27 protein-coding genes and 1 other RNA gene are annotated in these 25228 nt (G+C 56.5%); 17 read left to right on the forward strand and 11 right to left on the reverse strand.

The features are described from left to right. The 4 genes from IM291_RS20755 to garL form a co-directional block, all read right to left on the reverse strand. On the reverse strand, positions 1-388 hold a 388-nt coding region (locus tag IM291_RS20755; RefSeq protein WP_192972000.1), incomplete at its 3' end, for a PAAR domain-containing protein. 566 nt (positions 389-954) lie between these two features. Then, an RNA gene (gene rnpB / locus IM291_RS20760) (RNase P RNA component class A) lies at positions 955-1331 on the reverse strand. A gap of 59 nt (positions 1332-1390) precedes the next feature. Beyond that, positions 1391-2281: a 2-hydroxy-3-oxopropionate reductase gene (garR, locus tag IM291_RS20765; RefSeq protein WP_048999515.1), complete on the reverse strand. Its 891-nt coding sequence runs from the start codon at positions 2279-2281 to the stop codon at positions 1391-1393. Positions 2282-2302: 21 nt separating this feature from the next. Continuing rightward, on the reverse strand, positions 2303-3073 hold the full coding sequence (garL, locus tag IM291_RS20770; RefSeq protein ID WP_028014520.1) for a 2-dehydro-3-deoxyglucarate aldolase: 771 nt from the start codon (positions 3071-3073) through the stop codon (positions 2303-2305). Between the two features lie 358 nt (positions 3074-3431). On the opposite strand from garL, the gene garD reads away from it, so the two are divergent. Continuing rightward, positions 3432-5003, forward strand: a complete 1572-nt coding sequence (gene garD / locus IM291_RS20775) for a galactarate dehydratase (RefSeq protein WP_192987578.1) — start codon at positions 3432-3434, stop codon at positions 5001-5003. 48 nt (positions 5004-5051) lie between these two features. Here garD and IM291_RS20780 read toward each other — a convergent pair whose 3' ends face one another. Further along, positions 5052-5855: a DeoR family transcriptional regulator gene (locus IM291_RS20780; RefSeq protein WP_192987579.1), complete on the reverse strand. Its 804-nt coding sequence runs from the start codon at positions 5853-5855 to the stop codon at positions 5052-5054. Positions 5856-6094: 239 nt separating this feature from the next. On the opposite strand from IM291_RS20780, the gene kbaZ reads away from it, so the two are divergent. From kbaZ to IM291_RS20820, 8 genes are all read left to right on the forward strand, one after another. Beyond that, positions 6095-7402: a tagatose-bisphosphate aldolase subunit KbaZ gene (gene kbaZ / locus IM291_RS20785; protein ID WP_192987580.1), complete on the forward strand. Its 1308-nt coding sequence runs from the start codon at positions 6095-6097 to the stop codon at positions 7400-7402. 19 nt (positions 7403-7421) lie between these two features. After that, positions 7422-7895 (forward strand): PTS N-acetylgalactosamine transporter subunit IIB, encoded by a 474-nt coding sequence (gene agaV, locus IM291_RS20790; RefSeq protein ID WP_028014524.1) that lies wholly within the window; start codon positions 7422-7424, stop codon positions 7893-7895. Positions 7896-7905: 10 nt separating this feature from the next. After that, positions 7906-8685, forward strand: coding sequence for a PTS N-acetylgalactosamine transporter subunit IIC (gene agaW, locus IM291_RS20795; protein ID WP_028014525.1), 780 nt, complete (start codon positions 7906-7908; stop codon positions 8683-8685). Beyond that, positions 8675-9553, forward strand: a complete 879-nt coding sequence (gene agaE, locus IM291_RS20800) for a PTS N-acetylgalactosamine transporter subunit IID (RefSeq protein ID WP_192987581.1) — start codon at positions 8675-8677, stop codon at positions 9551-9553. The genes agaW and agaE overlap by 11 nt, the downstream gene beginning before the upstream one ends. Before the next feature lie 16 nt (positions 9554-9569). Further along, complete coding sequence (agaF, locus tag IM291_RS20805; RefSeq protein WP_047367065.1) at positions 9570-10004, forward strand: PTS galactosamine/N-acetylgalactosamine transporter subunit IIA; 435 nt, start codon at positions 9570-9572, stop codon at positions 10002-10004. 276 nt (positions 10005-10280) lie between these two features. Continuing rightward, entirely contained in the window at positions 10281-11426 is a 1146-nt protein-coding gene (locus IM291_RS20810) for an SIS domain-containing protein (RefSeq protein WP_048960551.1), read from the forward strand. Between the two features lie 12 nt (positions 11427-11438). Beyond that, positions 11439-12311 (forward strand): tagatose-bisphosphate aldolase subunit KbaY, encoded by an 873-nt coding sequence (kbaY, locus tag IM291_RS20815; protein WP_048999522.1) that lies wholly within the window; start codon positions 11439-11441, stop codon positions 12309-12311. Between the two features lie 19 nt (positions 12312-12330). Further along, on the forward strand, positions 12331-14220 hold the full coding sequence (locus tag IM291_RS20820) for an enterotoxin (RefSeq protein ID WP_048999523.1): 1890 nt from the start codon (positions 12331-12333) through the stop codon (positions 14218-14220). A gap of 66 nt (positions 14221-14286) precedes the next feature. Here IM291_RS20820 and rsmI read toward each other — a convergent pair whose 3' ends face one another. Then, on the reverse strand, positions 14287-15150 hold the full coding sequence (gene rsmI / locus IM291_RS20825) for a 16S rRNA (cytidine(1402)-2'-O)-methyltransferase (RefSeq protein ID WP_192987583.1): 864 nt from the start codon (positions 15148-15150) through the stop codon (positions 14287-14289). Between the two features lie 62 nt (positions 15151-15212). Here rsmI and IM291_RS20830 point away from each other — a divergent pair, with 62 nt between their 5' ends. The 4 genes from IM291_RS20830 to dolP are packed head-to-tail and all read left to right on the forward strand — an operon-like array spanning position 15213 to position 18910. Continuing rightward, positions 15213-17360, forward strand: coding sequence for a penicillin-binding protein activator (locus IM291_RS20830; protein WP_048999525.1), 2148 nt, complete (start codon positions 15213-15215; stop codon positions 17358-17360). Continuing rightward, a complete protein-coding gene (locus IM291_RS20835) occupies positions 17318-17713 on the forward strand; it encodes a YraN family protein (RefSeq protein ID WP_028014533.1) in 396 nt (131 codons plus the stop codon). The genes IM291_RS20830 and IM291_RS20835 overlap by 43 nt, the downstream gene beginning before the upstream one ends. 21 nt (positions 17714-17734) lie before the next feature. After that, complete coding sequence (gene diaA, locus IM291_RS20840; RefSeq protein ID WP_003861754.1) at positions 17735-18325, forward strand: DnaA initiator-associating protein DiaA; 591 nt, start codon at positions 17735-17737, stop codon at positions 18323-18325. Between the two features lie 9 nt (positions 18326-18334). Continuing rightward, positions 18335-18910, forward strand: a complete 576-nt coding sequence (gene dolP, locus IM291_RS20845) for a division/outer membrane stress-associated lipid-binding lipoprotein (protein ID WP_192987585.1) — start codon at positions 18335-18337, stop codon at positions 18908-18910. A gap of 49 nt (positions 18911-18959) precedes the next feature. On the opposite strand, the gene IM291_RS20850 is transcribed toward dolP, so the two are convergent. Then, positions 18960-19997, reverse strand: coding sequence for a permease (locus IM291_RS20850; protein ID WP_192987587.1), 1038 nt, complete (start codon positions 19995-19997; stop codon positions 18960-18962). Positions 19998-20037: 40 nt separating this feature from the next. Then, on the reverse strand, positions 20038-20682 hold the full coding sequence (locus IM291_RS20855; RefSeq protein ID WP_032644919.1) for an NAD(P)H-binding protein: 645 nt from the start codon (positions 20680-20682) through the stop codon (positions 20038-20040). A gap of 128 nt (positions 20683-20810) precedes the next feature. Here IM291_RS20855 and IM291_RS20860 point away from each other — a divergent pair, with 128 nt between their 5' ends. Next, positions 20811-21329 (forward strand): type 1 glutamine amidotransferase domain-containing protein, encoded by a 519-nt coding sequence (locus IM291_RS20860; protein ID WP_028014537.1) that lies wholly within the window; start codon positions 20811-20813, stop codon positions 21327-21329. Here IM291_RS20860 and IM291_RS20865 read toward each other — a convergent pair. Further along, positions 21309-21743, reverse strand: coding sequence for a YhbP family protein (locus IM291_RS20865; protein ID WP_048999527.1), 435 nt, complete (start codon positions 21741-21743; stop codon positions 21309-21311). The genes IM291_RS20860 and IM291_RS20865 overlap by 21 nt on opposite strands. Positions 21744-21757: 14 nt before the next feature. Between IM291_RS20865 and IM291_RS20870 the strand changes: the two genes are divergently transcribed. Continuing rightward, positions 21758-22087, forward strand: a complete 330-nt coding sequence (locus IM291_RS20870) for a GIY-YIG nuclease family protein (protein ID WP_045260079.1) — start codon at positions 21758-21760, stop codon at positions 22085-22087. On the opposite strand, the gene IM291_RS20875 is transcribed toward IM291_RS20870, so the two are convergent. Both IM291_RS20875 and IM291_RS20880 read right to left on the reverse strand, forming a co-directional pair. After that, positions 22074-22577 (reverse strand): GNAT family N-acetyltransferase, encoded by a 504-nt coding sequence (locus IM291_RS20875; RefSeq protein ID WP_028014540.1) that lies wholly within the window; start codon positions 22575-22577, stop codon positions 22074-22076. The genes IM291_RS20870 and IM291_RS20875 overlap by 14 nt on opposite strands. After that, positions 22571-23095: an SCP2 domain-containing protein gene (locus IM291_RS20880; protein WP_192987589.1), complete on the reverse strand. Its 525-nt coding sequence runs from the start codon at positions 23093-23095 to the stop codon at positions 22571-22573. The genes IM291_RS20875 and IM291_RS20880 overlap by 7 nt, the downstream gene beginning before the upstream one ends. 211 nt (positions 23096-23306) lie before the next feature. Between IM291_RS20880 and IM291_RS20885 the strand changes: the two genes are divergently transcribed. Then, complete coding sequence (locus IM291_RS20885; RefSeq protein ID WP_014885366.1) at positions 23307-24302, forward strand: peptidase U32 family protein; 996 nt, start codon at positions 23307-23309, stop codon at positions 24300-24302. A gap of 7 nt (positions 24303-24309) precedes the next feature. Next, positions 24310-25188, forward strand: coding sequence for a U32 family peptidase (locus IM291_RS20890; RefSeq protein WP_041907896.1), 879 nt, complete (start codon positions 24310-24312; stop codon positions 25186-25188). Positions 25189-25228 lie beyond the last annotated feature (40 nt).

Here is a 25228-nt window from a genome sequence, read left to right on the forward strand (position 1 = left end):
AGACAGGGACAGGCCGCAGTACAGCAGGGCCAGCCGCTGGTGATGAATTTGAGGAAAAAATTGTCGGCGGTGTGGTTACCGTTATCGGTGCCGACGTTCTGGATTCGCTGCGTGATTCATAAGTTTGAACGGTTATCTGCGGGATGATTTTTGCATTACAGGGACAGCTGCTGAAACTGTCCAGACTGCCAGCAACAAGGCGACCATCCGTTTTAATCCATCCAATGCCACCGACGATGCGGTAAATATTGCCATCTTTACCGCATGTTACCCGGTCACCCATTCGGGCAACTGAAGTCCCATTGGTTCTTCTATTTGGCGCCCCTTCCAGTACACGACCGCCACAAGTGGTAAGGTCGTACAAATGAAGGATATATCCCTTAGCCATAATTCCCTCTGTCTAAAGCGCATCAATGCTCGTTTGATATTTATTATATAAATAGCGTTCACTCAATGTAATATTATCCTAATAAAAATGAAACATTAATCCATTTTATATATTCAATGAATGAGTTGATTCCTTTTATTCATGCAGCTATACATCGAAGGTTATACTGTAAGGACATTTCTTCGACCTGGTAATGAAGGTCAACATGTAAATACTGTTGGAATAACCCTTCGGAGCGTTCAAAACGTCGCCCAGGATGTCACCAGAAGAACTGGCGAAGGGCTATCGACCAAAGAGATCCTGAGATATATTCATCAACGTGAAGCTGATCAATTTTGTCAGCTCTCACATCTGCCACTCGCTCGCTCCTGACATAGGAGTGTGAATAATGCAATGGCGCGCTTTTTCAGGAGCCTGAAACGAGTGGGGGCGGATAATAGTTTATATAAACTTTGTAGCCATAATAACTATCGTTGCTGCGGAGCATTTTGGGACATTGCAACCGTTGGTGTATCCCATTTCTGCTTCTGAGCGCCTGAGATACACCAACGTATTGTTTTGGAATGAGTTGAAGCTGACCGATAAGCCGGGTTCTGTCGTGGACAGTCATTCATCTAGGCCAGCAATCGCTCACTGGCTCAAGCAGCCTACCCGGGTTCAGTACGGGCCGTACCATGTGAACCCCTATTTGGCCTTGCTCCGGGTGGAGTTTACCGTGCCACGGACTGTTACCAGCCGCGCGGTGCGCTCTTACCGCACCCTTTCACCCTTACCTGATCCCGCTTGCGCGGGCCATCGGCGGTTTGCTCTCTGTTGCACTGGTCGTGGGTTTCCCCCCCAGGCGTTACCTGGCACCCTGCCCTATGGAGCCCGGACTTTCCTCCCCTCCGCCCGTCTCCCCCGAAAGGGACGACGACGAAGCGGCGACTGTCTGGTCAGCTTCGGCGCGCAGTATAGAGGGTTTGCGCGCCGCTGTCACCCTCAGGTGCGGGCAAGATGCTATTAACGCGCCACTTCCACCTTCGCCAGTTTTTCGTAGTAGCACGCAATCGCGCTGTGATCGGCCGTACCCAGGCCATCCGCACGCAGCGCCTGCATCATCTCCATAACCGCAGCGGTCAGCGGCAGCTGTGCACCCACGCCGTGAGACGTATCCAGCGCGTTCGCCAGATCTTTGATGTGCAGATCAATGCGGAAACCGGGTTTGAAATTACGATCCATCACCATCGGCGCTTTGGCATCCAGCACCGTACTGCCCGCCAGACCGCCACGGATTGCCTGATAAACCAGGTCCGGATTGACGCCCGCCTTCGTTGCCAGCGTCAGCGCTTCAGACATGGCGGCAATGTTCAGCGCCACAATCACCTGGTTCGCGAGCTTGGTAACGTTGCCCGCGCCAATGTCTCCGGTATGCACTACGGAGCCTGCCATCGCTTTCATCAGGTCATAGTATTTGTCGAACACGGCCTTATCGCCGCCCACCATCACCGACAGGGTACCGTCGATGGCTTTCGGCTCGCCGCCGCTGACGGGCGCATCCAGCATCTCTACGCCCTTCGCTTTTAACGCCTCGCTGATTTCACGGCTCGCGAGCGGGGCGATAGAGCTCATATCAATCAGCACCAGGCCTGGCTTCGTACCTTCGATGATGCCGTTCTCCCCAAGCGCGACCTCTTTGACGTGAGGGGAATTTGGCAGCATGGTGATGATGACATCGCACTGCTCAGCAATGGCTTTAGGGGTAGTAGCTGTTTCCGCGCCCGCCGCCATCACCTCAGCCACAGACTGTGGATTGTGATCGGATACCACCAGTGAGTAACCCGCTTTAATCAGGTTCTTACTCATTGGTTTACCCATGATCCCAAGACCAATAAAACCCACTTTCAGCGTCATAATCTGTTTCCTCAATAATGGTTATTTTTTAAAAGCGTCCGCTAATTTCTGCGTCGCTGAGCGGAACACGCCGAGGTCGCTGCCGACGGCAACGAACGTGGCTCCCCACTCCAGGTAGCGGCGAGCATCGGCTTCAACCGGCGCCAGAATGCCGCACGGTTTGCCGTGCGCTTTGGCGCGGGCAAAGATGTGCTGTATTGCGCGCTGTACGTCCGGGTGGCTGGCGTTGCCCAGATGCCCAAACGCCGCAGCCAGATCGCTTGGACCGACGAAGATACCGTCCACGCCGTCTGTGGCTGCAATCGCATCGACGTTATCAACGCCCTGCTGGCTTTCAATCTGAACCAGAATAGTGATGTTGCTATTGGACTGGGCGAAATAGTCCGGCACGGTGCCAAACATGTTGGCGCGGTGCGATACCGAGACGCCGCGGATCCCTTCCGGCGGATAGCGCGTAGAGGCCACGGCCAGCGCCGCCTGTTCTTCCGTTTCCACAAACGGGATCAGGAAATTGTAGAACCCGATATCCAGCAGACGCTTGATAATCACCGGCTCGTTAGTTGGCACGCGCACCACCGGAGTGCTGGGGCTACCTTTCAGCGCCATCAGCTGCGGAATAAAGGTGCTGATATCGTTCGGCGCGTGCTCGCCGTCCAGCACCAGCCAGTCGAATCCGGCCAGGCCTAACACTTCGGTGCTGATAGGGTTTGCCAGCGCGGACCAACAGCCAATCTGAATCTGGTGCGCCGCGAGGGCAGCTTTAAACTTATTCGGGAAGATATCGTTATTCATCACTTAACCCTTTTTTAATTCCGCAGTTTTCGCCAGTAATATTTATTCCAGAACAGATTCTTTATATTTATTTCTCTGACTGAATGGTGGCGTTATAAAATCGTCATTCAGTATAATCGGCTCTACACGTCAGCACATTGTTTTGATGCTCAAGTATTGCGTAACATCTCAATGCTATTTTGAGCATATGCACAAAGCAGTGGGCGCTAATGCACAGAATCAAGGATTAGTCCGCCTGAAACGATCGCGATCGCATTTTCACTTTTCTTCTCCTGACATGCTTTATTTCTACGTTAAGAAAACGATTATCCAACGAGTTATTTTTCATAGCTGAAACTTTGCCGGAGAAGAGTGAATAATGACCGATATTGCAATTAGAGAGGCACCCCCGACGGCGTTTTATATTAAGGTTCACGATACGGATAACGTGGCGATTATTGTCAACGACAATGGCTTAAAAGCAGGCACCCGCTTCCCGGACGGGCTGGAGCTGATTGAGCATATTCCGCAGGGGCACAAGGTCGCGTTGGTCGATATTCCTGTCCACGGTGAAATCGTACGCTACGGCGAAGTCATCGGCTATGCGGTAAGCGCTATCCCGCAGGGTAGCTGGATTGAGGAGTCGCTGGTGGCGCTGCCAGAAGCACCGCCGCTGAATACGCTTCCGCTGGCGACCCGCGTTCCTGAAGCTTTGCCGCCGCTGGAGGGCTATACCTTTGAAGGCTACCGCAATGCGGACGGTAGCGTCGGCACCAAAAACCTGCTCGGCATTACCACCAGCGTGCACTGCGTGGCGGGCGTGGTGGATTACGTGGTGAAAATCATTGAACGCGATCTGCTGCCAAAGTACCCGAACGTCGACGGCGTGGTGGGTCTTAACCACCTGTACGGCTGCGGCGTAGCGATCAATGCGCCCGCGGCGGTCGTGCCGATCCGTACTATCCACAATATCGCCCTAAATCCGAACTTTGGCGGCGAGGTGATGGTAATCGGTCTCGGCTGTGAAAAATTGCAGCCAGAGCGCCTGCTTCAGGGCACCGAAGATGTCAAAGCCATCCCGGCTGACGGGGCCAGCATCGTGCGCCTGCAGGACGAGCGCCACGTTGGTTTTCATTCAATGGTCGACGATATTTTGCAGGTAGCAGAGCATCATCTGGACAAACTCAACCGCCGACAGCGCGAAACGTGTCCGGCGTCGGAACTGGTGGTGGGAACACAATGCGGCGGCAGCGATGCGTTTTCCGGCGTGACGGCCAACCCGGCAGTGGGCTATGCGTCCGATCTGCTGGTTCGCTGCGGCGCCACGGTGATGTTCTCCGAGGTAACCGAAGTGCGTGACGCCATCCATCTGCTGACGCCACGCGCAGTCAACGAAGAGGTGGGCAAACGCCTGCTGGAGGAGATGGCCTGGTACGATAATTATCTTGATATGGGCAAAACGGACCGCAGCGCCAACCCTTCGCCGGGCAACAAGAAAGGCGGCCTGGCGAACGTGGTGGAAAAAGCCCTCGGTTCGATTGCCAAATCCGGCCAGAGCGCGATTGTGGAAGTGCTCTCTCCGGGCCAGCGGCCAACCAGGCGCGGCCTTATTTATGCGGCAACACCTGCCAGCGATTTTGTGTGCGGCACCCAGCAGGTGGCCTCCGGTATTACAGTGCAGGTCTTTACCACCGGGCGCGGCACGCCGTACGGGCTGATGGCGGTCCCGGTGATCAAGATGGCGACGCGCACCGAGCTGGCAAACCGCTGGTATGACTTAATGGATATCAACGCGGGCACCATCGCCACCGGGGAAGAGAGTATTGAGGACGTGGGCTGGAAGCTGTTCCATTTTATTCTGGACGTAGCGAGCGGGCGGAAGAAAACCTTCTCGGACCAGTGGGGATTGCATAACCAGCTGGCGGTGTTTAACCCGGCACCGGTGACGTGATAGCCCCTCAGCCTTCCCTCTCCCCATAGGGGAGAGGGTAAAAAAACCTTAAACCAGCACCACATCAATCCCGCTTTTCCGTAATCCTTCCAGACTCTCCGCCGGAATACCTTCATCGACGATAATCATATCAATTCGTTGCGTATCAATGATTTTATGCAGGCTTGAGCGGTTAAACTTGCTGGAGTCGGTCACGACAATAATACGCTCTGCCACCTCGCACATTCTGCGGTTCAGGCGTGCTTCATCCTCGTTGTGCGTGCTCACACCGCGATCGAGATCGATAGCGTCGACGCCCAGGAACAGCAGATCAAAGTGATAATTCTGTAAGGACTGTTCCGCCTGGTCGCCGTAGAAGGACTGCGACTGACGACGCAAGTGACCGCCGGTCATCAGCAGCTCTACCCCTTCAGCTTCCAGCAACGCATTCGCCACGTTCATCCCGTTCGTCATCGCAATGACATCCGTGTGCTGGCGCAGCATACGAGCGATCTCAAAAGTCGTGGTGCCGGAATCCAGAATAATGCGGTGCCCCGGCTTCACCAGCGCGGCGGCGGCCTGAGCGATGCTGCGCTTCACCGCCGTATTGAGCGAGCTTTTATCCTCAACGGAAGGCTCGATGCCAGGCGCATTCCCTTCGCAGATCAGCGCCCCGCCGTAGGCACGAACGGCGATGCCCTGCTTTTCCAGAAACGCCAGATCGTTACGGATCGTCACCGTCGATACGCCGTACAGATGAGACAGATCGTTAACCTGCACGCTTCCCTGCGCCCGCAACCGCTGAATGATCTGCTCCCGCCTTTCACTGGTGCCGGTGATGCGCTTCTCTGCGGATGAATCGCTGCTGCTCATACGAGATCCTTAATCAATAAACTTTCATTTCATTTCGTTTTGTCTATTAACGCCTTTCTTTTTAGCGAATGCAAGCGCTGTCTGGAGGACATACGCAAGCCTGTGAACAGCTGAAACCTTTCATTGTGTTTCTTTTGTGAAACAGATCGGAAAACCATTATCTTTCGTTTTATTTTTACACCGCCATAATGCAGGATTAAATGAAACAAAACGAAAGATAAAAATCATTACCATCCGAAATGGAGAGGAAAGTGAAACATCTGACAGAAATGGTGGAACAACATAAACGGGGGAATGCAAACGGGATTTATGCCGTCTGTTCCGCACATCCACTGGTACTTGAAGCTGCCATTCGTTACGCCCATTCACGCCAAACGCCACTGCTGATTGAAGCCACCTCAAACCAGGTGGATCAGTTTGGCGGCTATACCGGCATGACGCCCGCTGATTTTCACGGGTTTGTCTGCCAGTTGGCGGACTCGCTTGGTTTCCCGACGTCACAGCTGATCCTCGGCGGCGATCATTTAGGGCCCAACCGCTGGCAAAACCTGCCGGCTTTGCAGGCGATGGCGAACGCCGACGATCTGATCAGGGACTACGTGACGGCCGGATTTAAAAAAATTCACCTCGATTGCAGCATGTCCTGTGAAGACGATCCGGTTCCTTTAACCGATGCGATCGTTGCCGGGCGCGCCGCGCGTCTGGCAAAAATTGCCGAAACAACCTGTCTTGAGCAATTTGGTGTAGCCGATCTGGTCTACGTTATCGGCACGGAAGTTCCGGTTCCCGGCGGCGCGCACGAAACGCTGACCGAGCTTGAGGTCACGACGCCAGAGGCGGCGCGCGCCACGCTTGAGGCACACCGCCACGCATTCGAGAAGGAAGGGTTAAGCGACATCTGGCCGCGCATTATTGGCCTGGTGGTTCAGCCCGGCGTTGAGTTCGACCATGCGCACGTTTGTGACTATCAGCCACATAAAGCCGTCGCGCTGAGCAAGATGGTTGAAGCCTATGACACGCTGGTATTTGAAGCACACTCTACCGATTACCAGACGCAACAGGCGCTGCGCCAGCTGGTGAACGATCACTTCGCTATTTTAAAAGTCGGCCCTGCCCTGACCTTTGCCCTGCGTGAAGCGCTGTTCTCACTGGCCGCCATTGAAGAAGAACTGCTCCCGGCGAAAGCCAGCTCGGGCCTGCGTCACGTTCTGGAAAACGTGATGCTCGATCGCCCGGAATACTGGCAAAGCCACTATCACGGTGACGGCAACGCCCGACGCCTGGCCCGCGGCTACAGCTACTCCGACCGCGTACGCTATTACTGGCCGGACAGCCAGATTGACGATGCCTTTGAACGACTGGTGCGCAATCTGGCAGACGAACCCATTCCGCTGCCGCTTATCAGCCAGTATTTGCCGTTGCAGTACAGCAAAGTTCGCGAGGGCGCTCTCAAGTCAACGCCGCGGGAACTCATCATTGACCACATTCAGGACATACTCCAGCAGTACCATGCCGCCTGCGAAGGCGTAACGACTCCACACGCATAATTAAAAAGAGGAAAACGCTATGCCAAACATTGTCTTATGCCGCATTGATGAACGCCTGATCCACGGACAGGTGGGCGTGCAGTGGGTGGGGTTTGCGGGGGCAAACCTGGTGCTGGTGGCAAATGACGAGGTTGCAGACGATCCGGTTCAACAAAACCTGATGGAAATGGTGCTCGCGGAAGGGATCGCCGTGCGTTTCTGGTCGCTGCAAAAAGTGATCGACAATATTCACCGCGCCGCTGACCGTCAGAAAATTCTGCTGGTCTGCAAATCACCCGCCGATTTTCTGAAGCTGGTTGAAGGCGGCGTGCCCATCACCCGTATCAATGTCGGAAACATGCACTACGCCAGTGGCAAACAGCAAATTGCCAAAACGGTCTCTGTCGACGCGAACGATATCGCTGCGTTCAACGGCCTGAAAGCGGCCGGGGTGGAATGCTTTGTTCAGGGCGTCCCAACAGAGACCGCTTTGGATCTCTTTAAACTGCTTTGAGGGATTCACAATGGAAATCAGTCTGTTGCAGGCTTTCGCGCTGGGGCTTCTTGCCTTTATCGCGGGCCTGGATATGTTTAACGGCTTAACACACATGCACCGCCCGGTGGTGCTTGGTCCTCTGGTCGGCCTGATACTGGGCGATCTGCATACCGGGATCCTGACCGGCGGTACCTTAGAGCTGGTCTGGATGGGTCTGGCGCCGCTGGCGGGCGCGCAGCCGCCAAACGTGATTATCGGCACCATCGTCGGCACCACGTTTGCCATCACCACGGGCGTGAAGCCGGATGTCGCCGTTGGGGTCGCGGTGCCGTTTGCCGTGGCGGTGCAGATGGGTATCACCTTCCTCTTCTCCGTGATGTCCGGCGTAATGTCCCGCTGCGATCGCATGGCAGCCAACGCGGACACCGACGGCATAGAGCGAGTCAACTATCTGGCGCTGCTGGCGCTCGGCATTTTTTATTTCCTGTGCGCGTTTCTGCCCATCTACTTTGGCGCTGAACACGCGAAAACCGCCATTGCTATCCTGCCGGAGCGTCTGATTGACGGTCTCGGCGTCGCGGGCGGCATCATGCCAGCGATCGGCTTCGCCGTGCTGCTGAAGATCATGATGAAAAACGTTTACATCCCTTATTTCATTATCGGTTTTGTCGCCGCGGCCTGGCTGAAGCTTCCGGTACTGGCGATTGCCGCAGCGGCGCTGGCGATGGCGCTGATCGACCTGCTGCGTAAATCGCCTGAACCGACGGCGCCCGCGGCCCAGAAAGAGGAATTTGAAGATGGCATCTAATCAAACCACCCTGCCGGGCACGTCTGTCAGTGAAGAGACGCTGCTGAGCGGCGTGAATGAAAACGTCTATGAAGACCAGACCATTGGCGCGGAGCTGACCAAAAATGACATTAACCGCGTGGCCTGGCGCTCCATGCTGCTGCAGGCCTCGTTTAACTATGAACGTATGCAGGCCTCCGGCTGGCTGTACGGGTTGCTGCCCGCGCTGAAAAAGATCCACACCAATAAGCGGGACCTGGCGCGGGCGATGAAAGGTCATATGGGCTTCTTTAACACCCACCCGTTTCTGGTGACCTTCGTTATCGGCATTATTCTGGCAATGGAGCGTTCCAAGCAGGATGTGAACAGCATCCAGAGCACCAAAATTGCGGTCGGTGCCCCGCTCGGAGGCATTGGTGACGCCATGTTCTGGCTGACCCTGTTACCCATCTGCGGGGGGATTGGTGCCAGCCTGGCGCTGCAAGGCTCCATTCTTGGCGCGGTAGTTTTTATCGTGCTGTTCAACGTGGTGCATCTCGGCCTTCGCTTTGGCCTGGCGCACTACGCATACCGAATGGGCGTTGCCGCCATTCCGCTGATCAAAGCCAACACCAAAAAGGTGGGCCACGCGGCCTCTATTGTCGGGATGACGGTGATCGGCGCGTTGGTGGCAACCTATGTCCGACTCAATACGACGCTTGAAATTAAGGCGGGTGATGCCGTCGTCAAACTGCAGGCCGACGTTATCGACAAGCTGATGCCCGCCTTCCTGCCGCTGGTCTACACCCTGACCATGTTCTGGCTGGTGCGCCGCGGCTGGAGTCCGCTGCGGCTGATCGGTATTACCGTACTGCTGGGCGTTGTCGGTAAATTCTGTCACTTCCTGTAAAAGCAAAGAGGTTGCGATGTTAGGCATAATTTTGACGGGTCACGGCGGCTTTGCCAGCGGGCTTGAACAGGCGATGAGGCAGATCCTTGGCGAGCAGCCGCAGTTTATCGCCATCGATTTTCCGGAAAACTCCACCACTGCCAGGCTGACCGCTCAGCTTGAGCAGGCGGTGAGTGAGCTGGACCCAGAGCAGGATATTATTTTCCTCACCGACCTTCTCGGCGGCACGCCGTTTCGCGTGGCGTCGACGCTCGCGATGCAAAGACCGGGTAGCGAAGTGATTACCGGCACCAACCTGCAGCTTTTGCTGGAAATGGTGCTGGAACGTGACGGATTAAGTAGCGAAGCGTTTCGTCTGCAGGCGCTGGAGTGCGGCCACCGCGGCCTGACCAGCCTGGTGGATGAGCTTGGTCGCTGTCGCGAGGAAGCCCCCGTAGAGGAAGGAATATGATCCGGTTACTTTCACAGCGTTCACCTTCGTAGTTTACATTGCGTGTCCCGGCGGCCTTACGGCATCAGATCGTAAGGCCTTTCTTTTCCTTTCCTTGGTTTTACCCTTTCCTTTCACGATCACACTTTTCGTTTTATTCCTTTTCCATTATTGAACTTTCGATTTCTTTCCTATAGATTTTGTTTAACTGCTAATGTGAATAAGTGAAACGAAACGAAAGATAGCGACACGTTTGCCAGCGTCTGATGTGGAATTCACACGACTAAGGACTGAGTTATGCAACAAACCACCGCCGCCACAACCGGCACCTGGACCGAAAAAGAGATCCGCCAGCAGCCTGCCTGCTGGATCCGCTCACTCAACAACATCGATAATCTGCGCACCTCGATTGACGGTTTCCTGACGCCGCTGCTGCGTAAGCGAGACCTTCGGATCGTCCTCACCGGCGCGGGCACCTCCGCGTTTATTGGCGAGATAATTGCCCCCTGGCTTGCGAGCCACACCGGTAAAAACGTCTCCGCCATACCGACAACCGATCTGGTCACCAACCCGATGGATTACTTCAGCCCGGCACACCCTCTGCTGCTGGTCTCTTTTGCCCGCTCCGGCAACAGTCCAGAGAGCGTCGCCGCCGTTGAGCTGGCGAACCGGTTCGTGCCCGAGTGCTACCACCTGTCGATCACCTGCAACGAGGCGGGAAGCCTGTACCAGAACGCCGTCGAGAGCGATAACGCCTTTGCCCTGCTGATGCCAGCCGAAACGCACGATCGCGGGTTCGCGATGACCAGCAGCATTACCACCATGATGGCGAGCTGTCTGGCCGTATTCGCACCAGAGACGATCGGCAGCCAAAGCTTCCGGGACGTAGCCGATCGCTGCCAGGCGATCCTCACCTCGCTCGGGGATTTCAGCGAGGGCGTCTTTGGCAACGAACCGTGGAAACGGATTGTTTACCTGGGAAGCGGCGGTCTGCAGGGCGCGGCGCGCGAGTCTGCGCTGAAGGTGCTGGAGCTGACTGCGGGCAAGCTGGCGGCGTTCTACGATTCACCAACGGGCTTTCGTCATGGGCCTAAGTCACTGGTGGATAACGAAACGCTGGTGGTGGTGTTTATCTCCAGCCATCCGTATACGCGTCAGTACGATCTGGATCTGCTGGCCGAACTGCGCCGCGATCGTCAGGCCATGCGCGTGGTCGCCATCGCCGCCGAAAACGATCCAGCCATTGAAGCGGGGCCGCATATCCTGCTGCCGCCTTCCCGTCCGTTCAACGATATGGAGCAGGCGTTCTGCTTTCTGATCTACGCCCAGGTCTTTGCGCTAACCCAGTCTCTGCATGTTGGCAACACGCCGGACACACCATCCGCCAGCGGAACGGTCAACCGTGTGGTACAGGGCGTGGTTATTCATCCGTGGCAGGCTTAAGAGGATCGTATTATGAGTATTATTTCGACCAAATATCTTCTGCAGGACGCGCAGACAAAGGGCTATGCCGTTCCGGCCTTTAACATCCATAACGCCGAGACGATCCAGGCGATCCTCGAAGTGTGCAGCGAAATGCGATCGCCGGTGATCCTCGCCGGGACGCCGGGTACTTTTAAACACATTGCGCTGGAGGAGATCTACGCTCTGTGCAGCGCATACTCCCTCAGCTACGACATGCCGCTGGCGCTGCATCTCGATCATCACGAATCGCTGGATGACATTCGTCGCAAGGTACATGCCGGCGTACGCAGCGCAATGATCGACGGTAGCCACTATCCCTTTGAAGAAAACGTGAAGCTGGTGAAATCGGTGGTCGATTTTTGCCACCTCAACGACTGTAGCGTTGAGGCGGAACTGGGCCGTCTGGGGGGTGTTGAAGATGACATGAGCGTCGACGCCGAAAGCGCATTCCTGACCGACCCGCAGGAGGCGAAACGCTTCGTTGAACTGACCGGCGTGGACAGCCTCGCCGTTGCCATCGGCACCGCGCACGGCCTCTATACCAAACGCCCCAAAATTGACTTCCAGCGCCTGGCTGAGATCCGCGAGGTGGTAGCGGTTCCGCTGGTGCTGCACGGTGCGAGCGATGTTCCGGATGATGATGTGCGCCGCACTATTGAACTGGGCGTGTGCAAAGTTAATGTCGCAACCGAGTTGAAAATCGCCTTCTCTGATGCGGTCAAAGCCTGGTTTGCCGAGAACCCGCAGGGCAACGATCCGCGCTTCTACATGCGCGTCGGGATGGACGCCATGAAAGAGGTGGTCCGAAGCAAAATCGCCGTTTGCGGTTCGGCTAACCGTCTGCGTATTCCGGCAGAAGCATAACTAAGAGGATCTTACTTTAATGAAAAAAGTGCTCACCCTCTCAATGCTTGCCCTGTGCGTTTCCCATGGCGCGATGGCAGCGAACTACACGCTCACTAACGACAAGATTGCCCTGTCCTTTGATGACGCCAATTCAACGGTGGTGGTAACTGACAAAAAAGCCGACCACCCCATCACCCCGCAGGAACTGTTCTTTCTGACGTTGCCGGACGAAACCAAAATCCACACCGCTGATTTCAAAATCAAGCACGTCGAAAAGCAGGACAGCGCCATTGTCATCGACTTTTCGCGTCCGGATTTTAACGTGACGGTAAAGCTCAACCTGGTGAAAGATAAATACGCCAGCATCGATTACACCCTCGCGGCGGTAGGCCAGCCGCGTGACGTGGCGAAAATCACCTTCTTCCCGACGAAAAAGCAGTCACAGGCACCGTATGTTGACGGGGCGATCAACAGCTCGCCGATCGTTGCTGATTCGTTCTTTATTCTTCCAGATAAACCGATCGTGAATACTTACGCCTATGAAGCGACGACCAACCTCAACGTAGAGTTAAAAACGCCGATTCAGCCCGCAACGCCGGTCAGCTATACCACCTACTTCGGCACCTTCCCGGAAACCAGCCAGCTGCGCCGCAGCGTAAACCAGTTTATTAATGCCGTGCGTCCGCGTCCGTATAAGCCCTACCTGCACTACAACAGCTGGATGGATATTGGCTTCTTTACCCCCTATTCCGAACAGGACGTGCTGGGGCGGATGGATGAATGGAATAAGGAATTTATCGCCGGACGCGGCGTGGCGCTGGACGCCTTCTTGCTGGACGATGGCTGGGACGACCTGACCGGGCGCTGGCTGTTTGGCCCGGCATTCGGCAACGGTTTTGGCAAGGTACGGGAAAAAGCCGACAGCCTGCACAGCTCGGTCGGACTGTGGCTCTCACCGTGGGGAGGCTACAACAAACCGCGCGACATTCGCGTCTCGCATGCAAAAGAGTATGGGTTCGAAACCGTCGACGGGAAGCTGGCCCTGTCAGGGCCTAACTACTTTAAAAACTTCAATGAGCAGATCGTTAAGCTTATCAAAAACGAGCACATTACCTCGTTCAAGCTGGACGGGATGGGTAATGCCAACGCGCATATCCCGGGTAGCCCGTTCGCCTCGGATTTTGACGCCTCCATCGCTCTGCTGCATAACATGCGCAGCGCCAACCCGAATCTGTTTATCAACCTGACGACCGGCACCAACGCCAGTCCGTCCTGGCTGTTCTATGCGGATTCCATCTGGCGTCAGGGTGATGACATCAACCTGTACGGTCCCGGCACGCCGGTGCAGCAGTGGATGACCTACCGCGATGCCGAAACGTACCGCTCCATTGTGCGCAAAGGCCCGCTGTTTCCGCTGAACTCGTTGATGTACCACGGGATCGTCAGCGCGGAGAATGCCTACTACGGTCTGGAGAAGGTACAAACGGACAGCGATTTTGCCGATCAGGTCTGGAGCTACTTCGCCACCGGCACCCAGTTGCAGGAACTGTATATTACCCCTTCAATGCTGAACAAGGCGAAGTGGGATACGCTGGCGCAGGCCGCAAAATGGTCGCGTGACAATGCCAGCGTGCTGGTGGATACGCACTGGATTGGCGGAGACCCGACGGCACTGCAGGTTTACGGCTGGGCTTCGTGGAGTAAAGAGAAAGCCATACTCGGCTTGCGTAACCCCTCGGACAAGCCGCAAAGCTACTATCTGGATTTAGCGAAAGAATTCGAAATACCCACGGGAGACGCGGCGAAGTTTAGTCTCAAAGCGGTGTACGGCAGTAATTCAACCGTACCGGAGGAGTACAAAAACGCCGTGGTGATTACGCTGCAACCGCTGGAAACGCTGGTGTTTGAGGCGATACCAGTTAGCTAAAAGACGCAAAGATCTGTAGGCCGGGTAAGGCGCAGCCGCCACCCGGCAAAACTGGCAGGGGATGCCTTACTCCCCCTGCTGTTCCAGCGCATATTTATACAACGCATTTTTCTTCACGCCGTGAATTTCTGCCGCCAGCGCAGCGGCTTTCTTCAACGGCAGTTCCGCATGCAGCAGCGCCAGCGTACGCAGCGCGTCGGCAGGAAGCGCGTCTTCTTCCGCCTTGTGCCCTTCGACAATCAGCACCATTTCGCCTTTGCGGCGGTTTTCGTCTTCCTTCACCCACGCCAGCAGTTCACCGACTGGCGCGCCGTGAATGGTTTCCCAGGTTTTGGTCAGCTCACGCGCCAGCACCACGTAGCGGGATTCGCCCCAGACGGTGACCATATCTTCCAGGCTTTCCAGCAGGCGGTGAGTGGATTCGTAGAAGATCAGGGTACGCGGCTCGGCTTCCAGTTCCTTTAATACATCGCGACGGCCTTTGGATTTGGCAGGGAGGAAGCCTTCATAGCAGAAACGGTCAGACGGCAAACCTGCGGCGCTCAATGCAGCAATCGCGGCGCACGGCCCCGGCAGTGGCACAACGCGAATCCCGGCTTCGCGACAGGTGCGCACCAGATGGTAGCCAGGATCGTTAATCAGCGGCGTCCCGGCGTCAGAGACCAGCGCGATGTTCTGCCCCTCTTTGAGCTTCGCCACCAGCGTTTCGGCTTTTTGTTGCTCATTGTGATCGTGCAGGGCAAACAAACGGGCGTTAATCGCGAAATGTTGCAGCAGTAAACCGGTGTGTCGGGTGTCTTCAGCGGCAATTAAATCAACAGTTTGCAATACGTTCAGCGCACGTTGGGTAATATCAGACAAATTCCCGATAGGAGTAGGTACAATATAAAGCTGGCCTTGAGAATTATCTGCCGTTTCGTGTTGTTTCATTGTTTCGTCCGTATTGCCGATTTAATATTGAGCATTGCGTAAAAAAAATCACTGGATACAGTATGGTACCGTTAACGTTTCTTCGAAAAAAAGCCACGCGCAGCGTGCCGCTGCTGCTCGCAGCCCTGATTTTTGCAGGCTGTGGCACCCAGGCACCTGACCAGAGCACCGCCCATCTTCAGGGCTCCGCTCAGGCTGATTCTGGCTTTTATCTGCAACAAATGTCGCAGAGTACAAATGATACCAGGATCAACTGGCAATTACTCGCCATTCGTGCACTGCTGAAAGAGGGCAAAACCCAGCAGGCTGCCGAGCTGTTCGGCCAACTGCCGAAAGAGCTTAACGATACTCAGCAACTTGAGCAGAGCCTGCTCTCTGCCGAGCTGAAGGTCGCGCAGAAAGATTATGATGGCGCGAAAAAGATCCTGGGGAGCATCGACCTGAGCGCGCTGGATAAAAACCAGCAGGCGCGCTTCTGGCAGGCGGGCATTACCGCTGAGCAGGGGCGCCCTTCCCTGACGCTCCTGCGTGCCTTGATTGCCCAGGAGCCGCTGCTCGCCGGTGCCGACAAGCAGAAAAACATTGATGCCACCTGGCAGGCGCTTGCCTCGATGACCCAGGATCAGGCAAAGGCGCTGGTCATTAACGCGGACGAAAACGTGCTTCAGGGCTGGCTTGATCTGCAGCAGATGTGGTTTAACAACCGCAGCGATCCAAAAATGCTGAAAGCCGGTATTACCGACTGGCAGACCCGTTACCCGCAGAACCCGGGCGCGAAAATGCTGCCAACCCAGCTGGTGAATGTGCAGAACTTTAAGCCTGCGTCGACAAGCAAAATTGCGCTGCTTCTGCCGCTGAATGGCCAGGCGGCAGTGTTTGGCCGTACGATTCAACAGGGCTTTGAAGCGGCGAAAAACGGCACCACGCCGGTAACGGGCAGTGCGGTTCCGGTGCAGGCAGCGCAGGCGGCCAACGTGAACGATGTTGTCAGCCCCTCCACCGCCGAGACCAGTGACCTGACCACCGCACAAACCCCGGCGCAGGGTACAATGCAAAACCCGGTTACCGCACCGACTACCCCTCCAGCGACGGCAGCACCGGCAGCACAGGCTCCGGCTGAGGCACAAGCGACGCCTGCACCAGAGGCAACGGCAGAACAGCCTCAACAGCAGCCGGCACAGCCAGCATCACAACCTGCCGCACAGCCGCAGGCCGTGGCGACCGCCAGCGCGAACCCTGGCGCTGAGCTGAAAATCTACGACACCAGTTCGAAGCCGCTTGACCAGGTGCTGGCGCAGGTTCAGCAGGACGGGGCAAGCATCGTTGTCGGCCCGCTGCTGAAAAACAACGTGGAAGAGCTGATGAAGAGCAATACCACGCTGAACGTACTGGCGCTCAACCAGCCGGAACAGGTTCAGAACCGGGCCAATATTTGCTACTTCGCACTCTCTCCGGAAGATGAAGCCCGCGATGCGGCGCGTCATATCCACGAGCAGGGTAAGCAGGCTCCGCTGCTGCTGATCCCGCGCAGTACGCTGGGCGATCGCGTGGCCAATGCCTTTGCCGATGAGTGGCAGAAGCTTGGCGGCGGCGTGGTGCTGCAGCAGAAATTCGGTTCCGCCTCGGAACTGCGCGCGGGCGTCAACGGCGGGGCAGGTATCGCGCTTAACGGCAGCCCTGTTACGGCGAGCCTGCCACAGCAGCAGAGCGTGACGATTGGCGGCCTGACGATCCCTGCGCCACCTACCGACGCGCAGATTAGCGGTGGCGGTAAAGTGGATGCGGCCTATATCGTTGCCACGCCACAGGAGATCGCCTTTATCAAGCCGATGATCGCGATGCGTAACGGCAGCCAGAGCGGCGCAACGCTCTACGCCAGCTCCCGCAGCGCACAGGGCACCGCAGGCCCGGATTTCCGTCTGGAAATGGACGGCCTGCAGTACAGCGAAATCCCGATGCTGGCGGGCAGCAACCCGGCGCTGATGCAGCAGGCGCTAAGCTCCGTACGTAACGACTACTCTCTGGCGCGTCTGTATGCGATGGGTGTTGATGCGTGGGCGCTGGCAAACCACTTTACCCAGATGCGTCAGGTGCCGGGCTTTGAGCTTAACGGCAACACCGGCGATCTGACCGCCACTCAGGACTGTGTGATTAACAGGAAGTTATCATGGCTCAAATACCAGCAGGGGCAAATCGTCCCGGCCAGTTAAGCCGTAAAGAGACCGGCGATGCGTGGGAGTTAAAAGCGCGTCGCTGGCTCGAAGGCAAAGGACTGCGCTTTATCGCCGCCAACGTCCGCGGGCGCGGCGGCGAAATTGATCTGATCATGAAAGACGGTCAGGTGATTGTGTTTGTAGAAGTCCGCTTTCGACAGTCTTCCCGTTTTGGCGGTGCTGCCGCCAGCGTGACGCTCGCCAAACAACATAAATTATTACAGACTGCCCACTTGTGGCTTGCCCGCCATAATGGGAGCTTTGATACTGTGGATTGCCGTTTCGATGTGATAGCCTTCACCGGAAATGAGATCGAATGGCTTAAAAACGCTTTTGGCGAAGACGCATAATTAAGATTTAAAAGGGATAACGTGCTCGAAAGAATTAAAGTGTGCTTCACAGAAAGCATCCAGACTCAGATTGCCGCGGCGGAAGCCCTTCCGGACGCGATCTCTCGCGCTGCAATGACGCTGGTGCAATCCCTGCTTAACGGCAACAAAATCCTCTGTTGTGGCAACGGAACCTCAGCCGCCAACGCACAGCATTTTGCTGCCAGCATGATTAACCGTTTTGAAACCGAACGCCCGAGTTTACCTGCCATTGCACTTAATACCGATAATGTGGTCTTAACAGCGATTGCTAACGATCGTCTGCATGACGAAATTTACGCAAAGCAGGTGCGCGCCCTGGGGCATGCCGGCGATGTGCTGCTGGCGATCTCCACGCGCGGTAACAGCCGGGACATCGTCAAAGCCGTTGAAGCCGCCGTTACCCGCGACATGACCATCGTCGCCTTAACCGGCTATGACGGCGGTGAGCTGGCGGGTCTGCTCGGGCCGCAGGATGTGGAAATCCGCATTCCGTCTCACCGTAGCGCACGTATCCAGGAGATGCATATGCTCACGGTGAACTGCTTATGCGATTTGATCGATAACACGCTTTTCCCTCACCAGGATGATTAAGGAGTTTTTATGAAGGCTTTATCGACCCTCGCAGTCCTTATGTCTGCATTACTGCTTCAGGGATGTATCGCTGCGGCCGTTGTGGGTACTGCCGCAGTAGGCACCAAAGCGGCGACCGATCCGCGCTCTGTGGGAACGCAGGTGGATGACGGTACGCTGGAGCTGCGGGTCAACAGTGCGCTGTCGAAAGACGAACAAATCAAGAAAGAAGCGCGTATCAACGTGACGGCCTATCAGGGCAAAGTCCTGCTGACGGGTCAGGCACCGAATACCGAACTCTCCAGCCGCGCGAAGCAGATCGCAATGGGCGTTGAGGGCACCACGGAAGTCTTCAATGAAATCCGCCAGGGTCAGCCAATCAACCTGGGCACCGCGTCGTCTGACACATGGATCACCACCAAAGTCCGCTCCCAGCTGCTGGGTTCAGACCAGGTGAAATCCTCAAACGTAAAAGTAACGACCGAAAACGGTGAAGTGTTCCTGCTGGGTCTGGTGACCGATCGTGAAGGGAAAGCGGCGGCGGATATCGCCAGCCGGGTGAGCGGCGTGAAGCACGTCACCACCGCGTTTACCTACATTAAGTAATCCACGTCTGACTAAAGGCCCGGTAGGCGCGAGCGCCACCGGGCTTTTTTTACATCAACGCAATACTCCCCACCATCACTCCGCTCAACGCCACCAGCCCCGCCGTCAGCCACAGCGCTTTCGCCGGGAAAGACTTACGCAGCATGATGAGCGACGGCAGGCTGATTGCCGGCAAGGTGATAAGCAGCGCCAGCGCCGGTGCGGTACCCATACCGGCCAGCATCATGGTCTGGACAATCGGAATTTCTGCCGCCGTGGGGATCACAAACAGGCAGCCTGCAACGGCCATCGCAATCACCCACATCAGCGTGTTGTCGATCGCCCCATCCGCATGCGGGAAGAGCCAGACGCGCGCCGCGCCCAGAACCAGTACCGCCAGGATATAGACCGGAATGGTGCTCCAGAAAAGCTGCCACAGCGCCTTACCCCAGCGAGTGAAGAAACCGCCCTGCGGTTCGCTGACGTCCAGTTCAACGGCTGCGGGTTCGACGGCAGTATCCTTCACCAGTTTTTGTACCAGCGTCGCCACCACCAGCACCGTCAGCAGCCCTGCAACCAGACGGATAGCGGCAAAATGCCAGCCGAGCACAAAGCCCATAAACACCAGCGTCGCCGGGTTGAGCAGCGGGTTCCCCATCCAGAATGCCAGCGCACCGCCCATGGATACGCGCTGGCGGCGCATACCCGCCGCTACCGGTGCGGCACAGCAGGAGCACATCATGCCCGGCAGAGAGAAAATCGTCCCCAGCAGCGTGCCCTGAAAGCGCGGCTGCCCGAGTGTTTTCATCAGCCAGTTTCGCGGAATAAGTACCTGAATCAGCGATCCCAGGATTACCCCTAAGACGGCAGCTTTCCACACCGCCAGGAAGTAGACCATGGCGTAATCCCATGCCGCCTTCAGCGGGCTGGCATCAGCCTGAGCGAGTATAGATTTACCGATGCTGTGCGTTTCGGCGGCGGTGAAAGCTTTGCCGTAGTACGGCTGCCATTTCACATACCAGAGGCCAATGATGACCACGAGAAAGAAGAGTGCGGGCTTCCACCATTGGACAGGTGTTGCCGCCTGAGATGAAGACTGACCAGTCATACCATTCCCCGGAGAGTGTTATTTAATAAGCCGGAGAAGTTTACGCCTCGCCCTGCGCGATTTCACGCAGTTTTGCCGAAGGGATGATATTGACGCCCTCCTGCGACGGTGCCAGCGCCTCTTTCAGCATCGCCTGCGCGACGTCCCGCGCCTCGATGGACTTCCAGTTACCCGGCAGGATGCGAAACAGCGGGGCGAAGAAGGATTCGTTAAAACGCCGTTCGTCGCGGTGGCCCATCAGCATGGAAGGCCGCACGATTGTCAGGCGCTCCCACTTCTGCGCAATCAGCGCCTCTTCCATTTTGCCCTTCACCTGATTGTAAAAAAACGGTGAGCCGGTGCTGGCGCCGTGCGAGCTCACCACCAGGAAATGTTTTGCCCCCAGCTTTTTCGCCGTCAGGGCGGTATCCACCACCAGCGTGTAGTCCGCATGGACGAACGCTTCTTTACTGCCCGCCTCACGCCGCGTCGTGCCCAGGCAGCAAAAGGCGATATCTATAGGATCCTGCACCTGCGCCAGCGCGTCGGTGAGCTGGGGATCGTGCGGGTTATAGACGCCGGTGATATCCAACAGCGGGCGGCGCGTCGGGGCGGCAATATAGTTGATATGCCGGTCCTGGATCAGCAACCGCAGCAGATGTCCCCCCACCAGCCCGGTTGCGCCGGTAATCAGTACCTGACTCATCTTATCCCCTTTACAGAATTGTCCGTTTGCGATCTGGACCTGCTCTACCACACTTAAAAGTCTGTTACCGGTAAGTATTTACCACAAACGGGAAAAAAACAGTCTGAAGCGAAAACAACGGAGGAAGCATGGGTAAAAAAATCGCAGTCTTGATTACCGACGAGTTTGAAGATTCAGAATTTACGTCACCAGCTGAGGCATTCCGCAAGGCAGGCCACGAGGTCATCACCATTGAGAAAGAAGCGGGTAAAACCGTGAAGGGCCACAAGGGCGAAGCCAGCGTGACCATCGATGAGTCCATCGATAACGTCAGCCCGTCAGATTTCGACGCCCTGCTGTTACCGGGCGGCCATTCACCGGATTCCCTGCGCGGGGACGAGCGTTTCGTCACCTTTACCCGTGACTTCGTCGGCACCGGCAAGCCGGTCTTTGCCATCTGCCACGGCCCGCAGCTGCTGATCAGCGCTGAAGTGGTCCGCGGGCGTAAGCTTACGGCGGTGAAACCGATCGTTATCGATCTGAAAAACGCAGGGGCCGAGTTTTACGATCAGGAGGTGGTCAACGATAACGACCAGCTGATCACCAGCCGGACCCCGGACGATCTCCCGGCGTTTAACCGCGAAGCGCTACGCCTGCTCGGCGCGTAGCCAGTGAAGCTTCTTGCCAAAGCCCAGGGTGTTGTCGGTAAATTTCAGCTCATCAATCCGGATTTCCCACACCGGGGCTTTTAGCGCAGCAGCAACCGGGAAGCGGCGCGTGTAGCGTTTACGCTGTGCGTCGCTTTCTTCACCTTCCAGACGACGAATCTCACCTTTGAACTGCACGCCGCGGATCAGCGCGACGGTTTTGGGCTGGCCGTTGACCGTGCCCGCCACTTTTGCCTGCTGGCCGGTCATCTGGGCATGCCGCGTTTTGTCCTCACTCATGACGTAAAAAGCGACGCGTTCAGGATCGTAGTAGTAAAAGGCGTTGGCGCACCACATTTCGCCCTCGCTATATACGCACCAGGTCACGACGTGCTGCTTTGCCAGCCAGCGGTTAATGGCGGCCAGTATTTCCATTTTCGCTCTCTCTCATGCTATGGTGCGTTCACCTTAACATACTGAATCTGTTTACCGTGTGCTGGTTTCTCTATCTTGTCCGAACCGCTGATAACGCACTCTACACCGGGATCACCACCGATGTGGCGCGGCGTTTTTTACAACATCAAACGGGGAAAGGGGCAAAAGCGCTGCGGGGGAAAGGCGAACTGCAGCTGGCTTTTTCTGCCGCCGTGGGGGACAGATCGCTGGCACTCAGGCTGGAGTACCGTATTAAGCAGCTAACGAAGCGCCAGAAGGAGCGCCTCGTGACCGGAGACGGCTCCTTTGAGGCGCTACGCGAGAGCCTGATTAAAAGCGATTAAAATGGTCGTGGTAGTCCACCAGACCATTTACGCCGTTCAGGGCATCATCCGCCAGGCGATGCACCTGGAAGGCGGATTCGGTACCTGGCCAGCGGCAGCGAAGATCGTAATGCGCGGCCTGCTCGAAGCCTAAACGGCCATAGAACGCCGGATCGCCCAGCGTGACCACGGCGGCATAACCAAACTCATTCAGCGAGTCCAGCCCTTCATAGACCAGCTGGCGCGCCAGGCCCTGCCCGCGGTAGTTTTCATCTACCGCCAGCGGTGCCATGCCCACCCACTGAAGATCTTCACCCTGAACGATCACCGGGCTGAAGGCAACATAGCCGACAACCTGACCTTCGTCATCGGTGGCAACCAGCCCCAGCGTGATCAGGCCGTCTTCACGGAGATCGTGGACCAGTTGGGCTTCCGCATCGCTCTCAAAAGCGCGGCGTAATAACGCATCGATACCCGGTGCATCAATCCCTATTTCGACTCGAATCAGCATGGCTCACCTACTGAAGTGTGTTTACTGTCCGGCGGGGATTTCAGCCCCGCCTCAACAAAATCTGCCATTTGCATCAACATCACGCGCAGCGCTTTCGGCATCTGCTCCAGCTCAATGGCATCCATTAAATTCTTAACGTACAGGCCAAGCTCCGTGTCGCCCTCAATCACCAGACGGCGCTGGAAGAAGAGTGTGTCCGGGTCCTGCTTACGCGCGGCAATCATCAGCAGGTCGCTGGCGTTGGCGCTAAAGCTCACGTCCGCCACGGCAGACTCACGAACGATCAGCTGGTCGTTCTCTACGGAGGTGAACCAGCGCAGCCCGATGTCACGCACCTCAATGCTTAACCAGCGCCCTTCCAGAAACTCCAGCTCGCCATCCTGCAGCGCCTGACGGAACTGCCAGCTCAGAACCTGCTCCAGCACCTGGCGTTTAAGCGCGAACGGCGCCAGCCTGACCGGCACGCTCAGCATTGATGGACCGAATTGTACGAGACGTGAACGCAGTTTATCCAGCACGAGCTTTACTCCCTGATAGCTATAGTCCCGCTATTTTGCCACATCCGTTCCAGAACATAGCGGCGTAAATCAACAAACCATCGTCGGACGTACCCCATTATTGGTGCCATCAATACGCCATTAGCTGCCTTAAATCAAAAATTGTCGCGTATGGGTTAATTAAAATCCCAGCTCGTTAACAATTTTGCTATCGACTACATCAGGATAATTTATGGAGCTGCTCTGCCCTGCCGGAAACCTTCCGGCGCTTAAGGCGGCCATCGAGAATGGGGCCGATGCGGTCTATATCGGGCTGAAAGATGACACCAATGCCCGCCATTTTGCTGGCCTTAACTTTACGGAGAAAAAGCTTCAGGAAGCCGTTAACTTCGTTCATCAGCACCGCCGCAAGCTGCATATTGCCATCAACACGTTTGCCCACCCTGACGGCTACGCCCGCTGGCAGCGCGCGGTGGATATGGCAGCACAGCTGGGCGCCGATGCGTTAATCCTGGCCGACCTCGCCATGCTTGAGTATGCGGCAGAACGCTATCCGCATATTGAGCGCCACGTCTCTGTTCAGGCATCTGCCACCAACGAAGAGGCGGTGCGTTTTTACCATCAACACTTTGACGTCGCCCGCGTGGTGCTGCCGCGCGTGCTCTCTATTCATCAGGTTAAGCAACTCGCGCGCGTCACGCCAGTGCCGCTGGAGGTTTTTGCCTTTGGTAGTCTGTGCATCATGGCCGAAGGCCGTTGCTATCTTTCTTCTTACTTAACCGGTGAATCGCCGAATACCGTCGGGGCCTGCTCCCCTGCCCGCTTCGTCCGCTGGCAGCAGACCCCACAGGGGCTGGAGTCGCGTCTGAATGAAGTTCTGATCGACCGCTATCAGGACGGTGAAAACGCGGGTTATCCGACGCTGTGCAAAGGCCGCTACCTGGTCGACGGCGAGCGCTACCACGCGCTGGAAGAGCCCACCAGCCTTAATACGCTGGAGCTGCTGCCGGAGCTGCTGGCCGCCAATATTGCCTCGGTGAAAATTGAAGGTCGCCAGCGCAGTCCGGCCTATGTGAGCCAGGTGGCGAAAGTGTGGCGTCAGGCCATCGACCGCTGCATGGCGGACCCGCAGAACTACGCCCCACAGGCGGCGTGGATGGAGACGCTCGGATCGATGTCCGAAGGCACGCAAACCACGCTGGGCGCGTATCACCGTAAATGGCAGTGAGATAACCATGAAATATTCATTAGGGCCGGTGCTCTACTACTGGCCAAAAGAGACGCTGGAAGATTTTTACCAACAGGCCGCCACCAGCAGCGCCGATGTGATTTACCTCGGTGAAGCAGTATGCAGCAAACGCCGCGCCACCAAAGTGGGCGACTGGCTGGAGATGGCGAAAAGCCTGGCCGGGAGCGGCAAGCAGGTGGTGCTGTCAACGCTCGCGCTGGTGCAGGCCTCTTCTGAACTAGGCGAGCTGAAGCGCTACGTCGAAAACGGTGAGTTTCTGCTGGAGGCGAGCGACCTGGGCGTGGTGAACATGTGCGCCGAACGCAGGCTGCCGTTTGTCGCAGGCCATGCGCTGAACTGCTATAACGCCGTCACCCTGCGCCTGCTGCTCAAACAGGGAATGACCCGCTGGTGCATGCCGGTGGAGCTCTCCCGTGACTGGCTGGCAAACCTGCTGAATCAGTGCGACGAGCTGGGCATTCGCCATCAGTTCGAAGTGGAAGTGCTGAGCTACGGTCATCTGCCGCTGGCCTACTCTGCCCGCTGCTTCACCGCGCGATCGGAAGACCGCCCGAAAGATGAATGTGAAACCTGCTGCATCAAGTACCCGAACGGGCGCAGCATGCTGTCGCAGGAGAACCAGCAGGTGTTTGTCCTGAACGGCATTCAGACCATGAGCGGTTACGTCTATAACCTCGGCAACGAGCTGGCGTCGATGGACGGGCTGGTGGACATGGTGCGCCTGTCGCCGCTGGATACCAGCGTTTTCGCGATGCTGGACGCCTTCCGCGCTAACGAAAACGGCGCGTCGCCGCTGCCGCTGGCGGCAAACAGCGACTGCAACGGTTACTGGAAACGTCTGGCCGGGCTGGAACTTCAGGCCTAAAAAAGGCTCACTTTGTTAACAACGGTTATCATTTTTTAAT

It is taken from the genome of Enterobacter cloacae complex sp. P27C, from assembly GCF_014895705.1.
Taxonomy (GTDB): Bacteria; Pseudomonadota; Gammaproteobacteria; order Enterobacterales; family Enterobacteriaceae; genus Enterobacter; species Enterobacter bugandensis.

What these genes read in the sequence shown, in the direction of transcription:
- garR (WP_048999515.1), bottom strand. Translation starts at nt 2,281, where the DNA reads ATGACGCTGAAAGTGGGTTTTATTGGTCTTGGGATCATGGGTAAACCA.
- garL (WP_028014520.1), bottom strand. Translation starts at nt 3,073, where the DNA reads ATGAATAACGATATCTTCCCGAATAAGTTTAAAGCTGCCCTCGCGGCG.
- garD (WP_192987578.1), top strand. Translation starts at nt 3,432, where the DNA reads ATGACCGATATTGCAATTAGAGAGGCACCCCCGACGGCGTTTTATATT.
- IM291_RS20780 (WP_192987579.1), bottom strand. Translation starts at nt 5,855, where the DNA reads ATGAGCAGCAGCGATTCATCCGCAGAGAAGCGCATCACCGGCACCAGT.
- kbaZ (WP_192987580.1), top strand. Translation starts at nt 6,095, where the DNA reads ATGGAGAGGAAAGTGAAACATCTGACAGAAATGGTGGAACAACATAAA.
- agaV (WP_028014524.1), top strand. Translation starts at nt 7,422, where the DNA reads ATGCCAAACATTGTCTTATGCCGCATTGATGAACGCCTGATCCACGGA.
- agaW (WP_028014525.1), top strand. Translation starts at nt 7,906, where the DNA reads ATGGAAATCAGTCTGTTGCAGGCTTTCGCGCTGGGGCTTCTTGCCTTT.
- agaE (WP_192987581.1), top strand. Translation starts at nt 8,675, where the DNA reads ATGGCATCTAATCAAACCACCCTGCCGGGCACGTCTGTCAGTGAAGAG.
- agaF (WP_047367065.1), top strand. Translation starts at nt 9,570, where the DNA reads ATGTTAGGCATAATTTTGACGGGTCACGGCGGCTTTGCCAGCGGGCTT.
- IM291_RS20810 (WP_048960551.1), top strand. Translation starts at nt 10,281, where the DNA reads ATGCAACAAACCACCGCCGCCACAACCGGCACCTGGACCGAAAAAGAG.
- kbaY (WP_048999522.1), top strand. Translation starts at nt 11,439, where the DNA reads ATGAGTATTATTTCGACCAAATATCTTCTGCAGGACGCGCAGACAAAG.
- IM291_RS20820 (WP_048999523.1), top strand. Translation starts at nt 12,331, where the DNA reads ATGAAAAAAGTGCTCACCCTCTCAATGCTTGCCCTGTGCGTTTCCCAT.
- rsmI (WP_192987583.1), bottom strand. Translation starts at nt 15,150, where the DNA reads ATGAAACAACACGAAACGGCAGATAATTCTCAAGGCCAGCTTTATATT.
- IM291_RS20830 (WP_048999525.1), top strand. Translation starts at nt 15,213, where the DNA reads ATGGTACCGTTAACGTTTCTTCGAAAAAAAGCCACGCGCAGCGTGCCG.
- IM291_RS20835 (WP_028014533.1), top strand. Translation starts at nt 17,318, where the DNA reads ATGGCTCAAATACCAGCAGGGGCAAATCGTCCCGGCCAGTTAAGCCGT.
- dolP (WP_192987585.1), top strand. Translation starts at nt 18,335, where the DNA reads ATGAAGGCTTTATCGACCCTCGCAGTCCTTATGTCTGCATTACTGCTT.
- IM291_RS20850 (WP_192987587.1), bottom strand. Translation starts at nt 19,997, where the DNA reads ATGACTGGTCAGTCTTCATCTCAGGCGGCAACACCTGTCCAATGGTGG.
- IM291_RS20855 (WP_032644919.1), bottom strand. Translation starts at nt 20,682, where the DNA reads ATGAGTCAGGTACTGATTACCGGCGCAACCGGGCTGGTGGGGGGACAT.
- IM291_RS20860 (WP_028014537.1), top strand. Translation starts at nt 20,811, where the DNA reads ATGGGTAAAAAAATCGCAGTCTTGATTACCGACGAGTTTGAAGATTCA.
- IM291_RS20865 (WP_048999527.1), bottom strand. Translation starts at nt 21,743, where the DNA reads ATGGAAATACTGGCCGCCATTAACCGCTGGCTGGCAAAGCAGCACGTC.
- IM291_RS20870 (WP_045260079.1), top strand. Translation starts at nt 21,758, where the DNA reads ATGCTATGGTGCGTTCACCTTAACATACTGAATCTGTTTACCGTGTGC.
- IM291_RS20875 (WP_028014540.1), bottom strand. Translation starts at nt 22,577, where the DNA reads ATGCTGATTCGAGTCGAAATAGGGATTGATGCACCGGGTATCGATGCG.
- IM291_RS20885 (WP_014885366.1), top strand. Translation starts at nt 23,307, where the DNA reads ATGGAGCTGCTCTGCCCTGCCGGAAACCTTCCGGCGCTTAAGGCGGCC.
- IM291_RS20890 (WP_041907896.1), top strand. Translation starts at nt 24,310, where the DNA reads ATGAAATATTCATTAGGGCCGGTGCTCTACTACTGGCCAAAAGAGACG.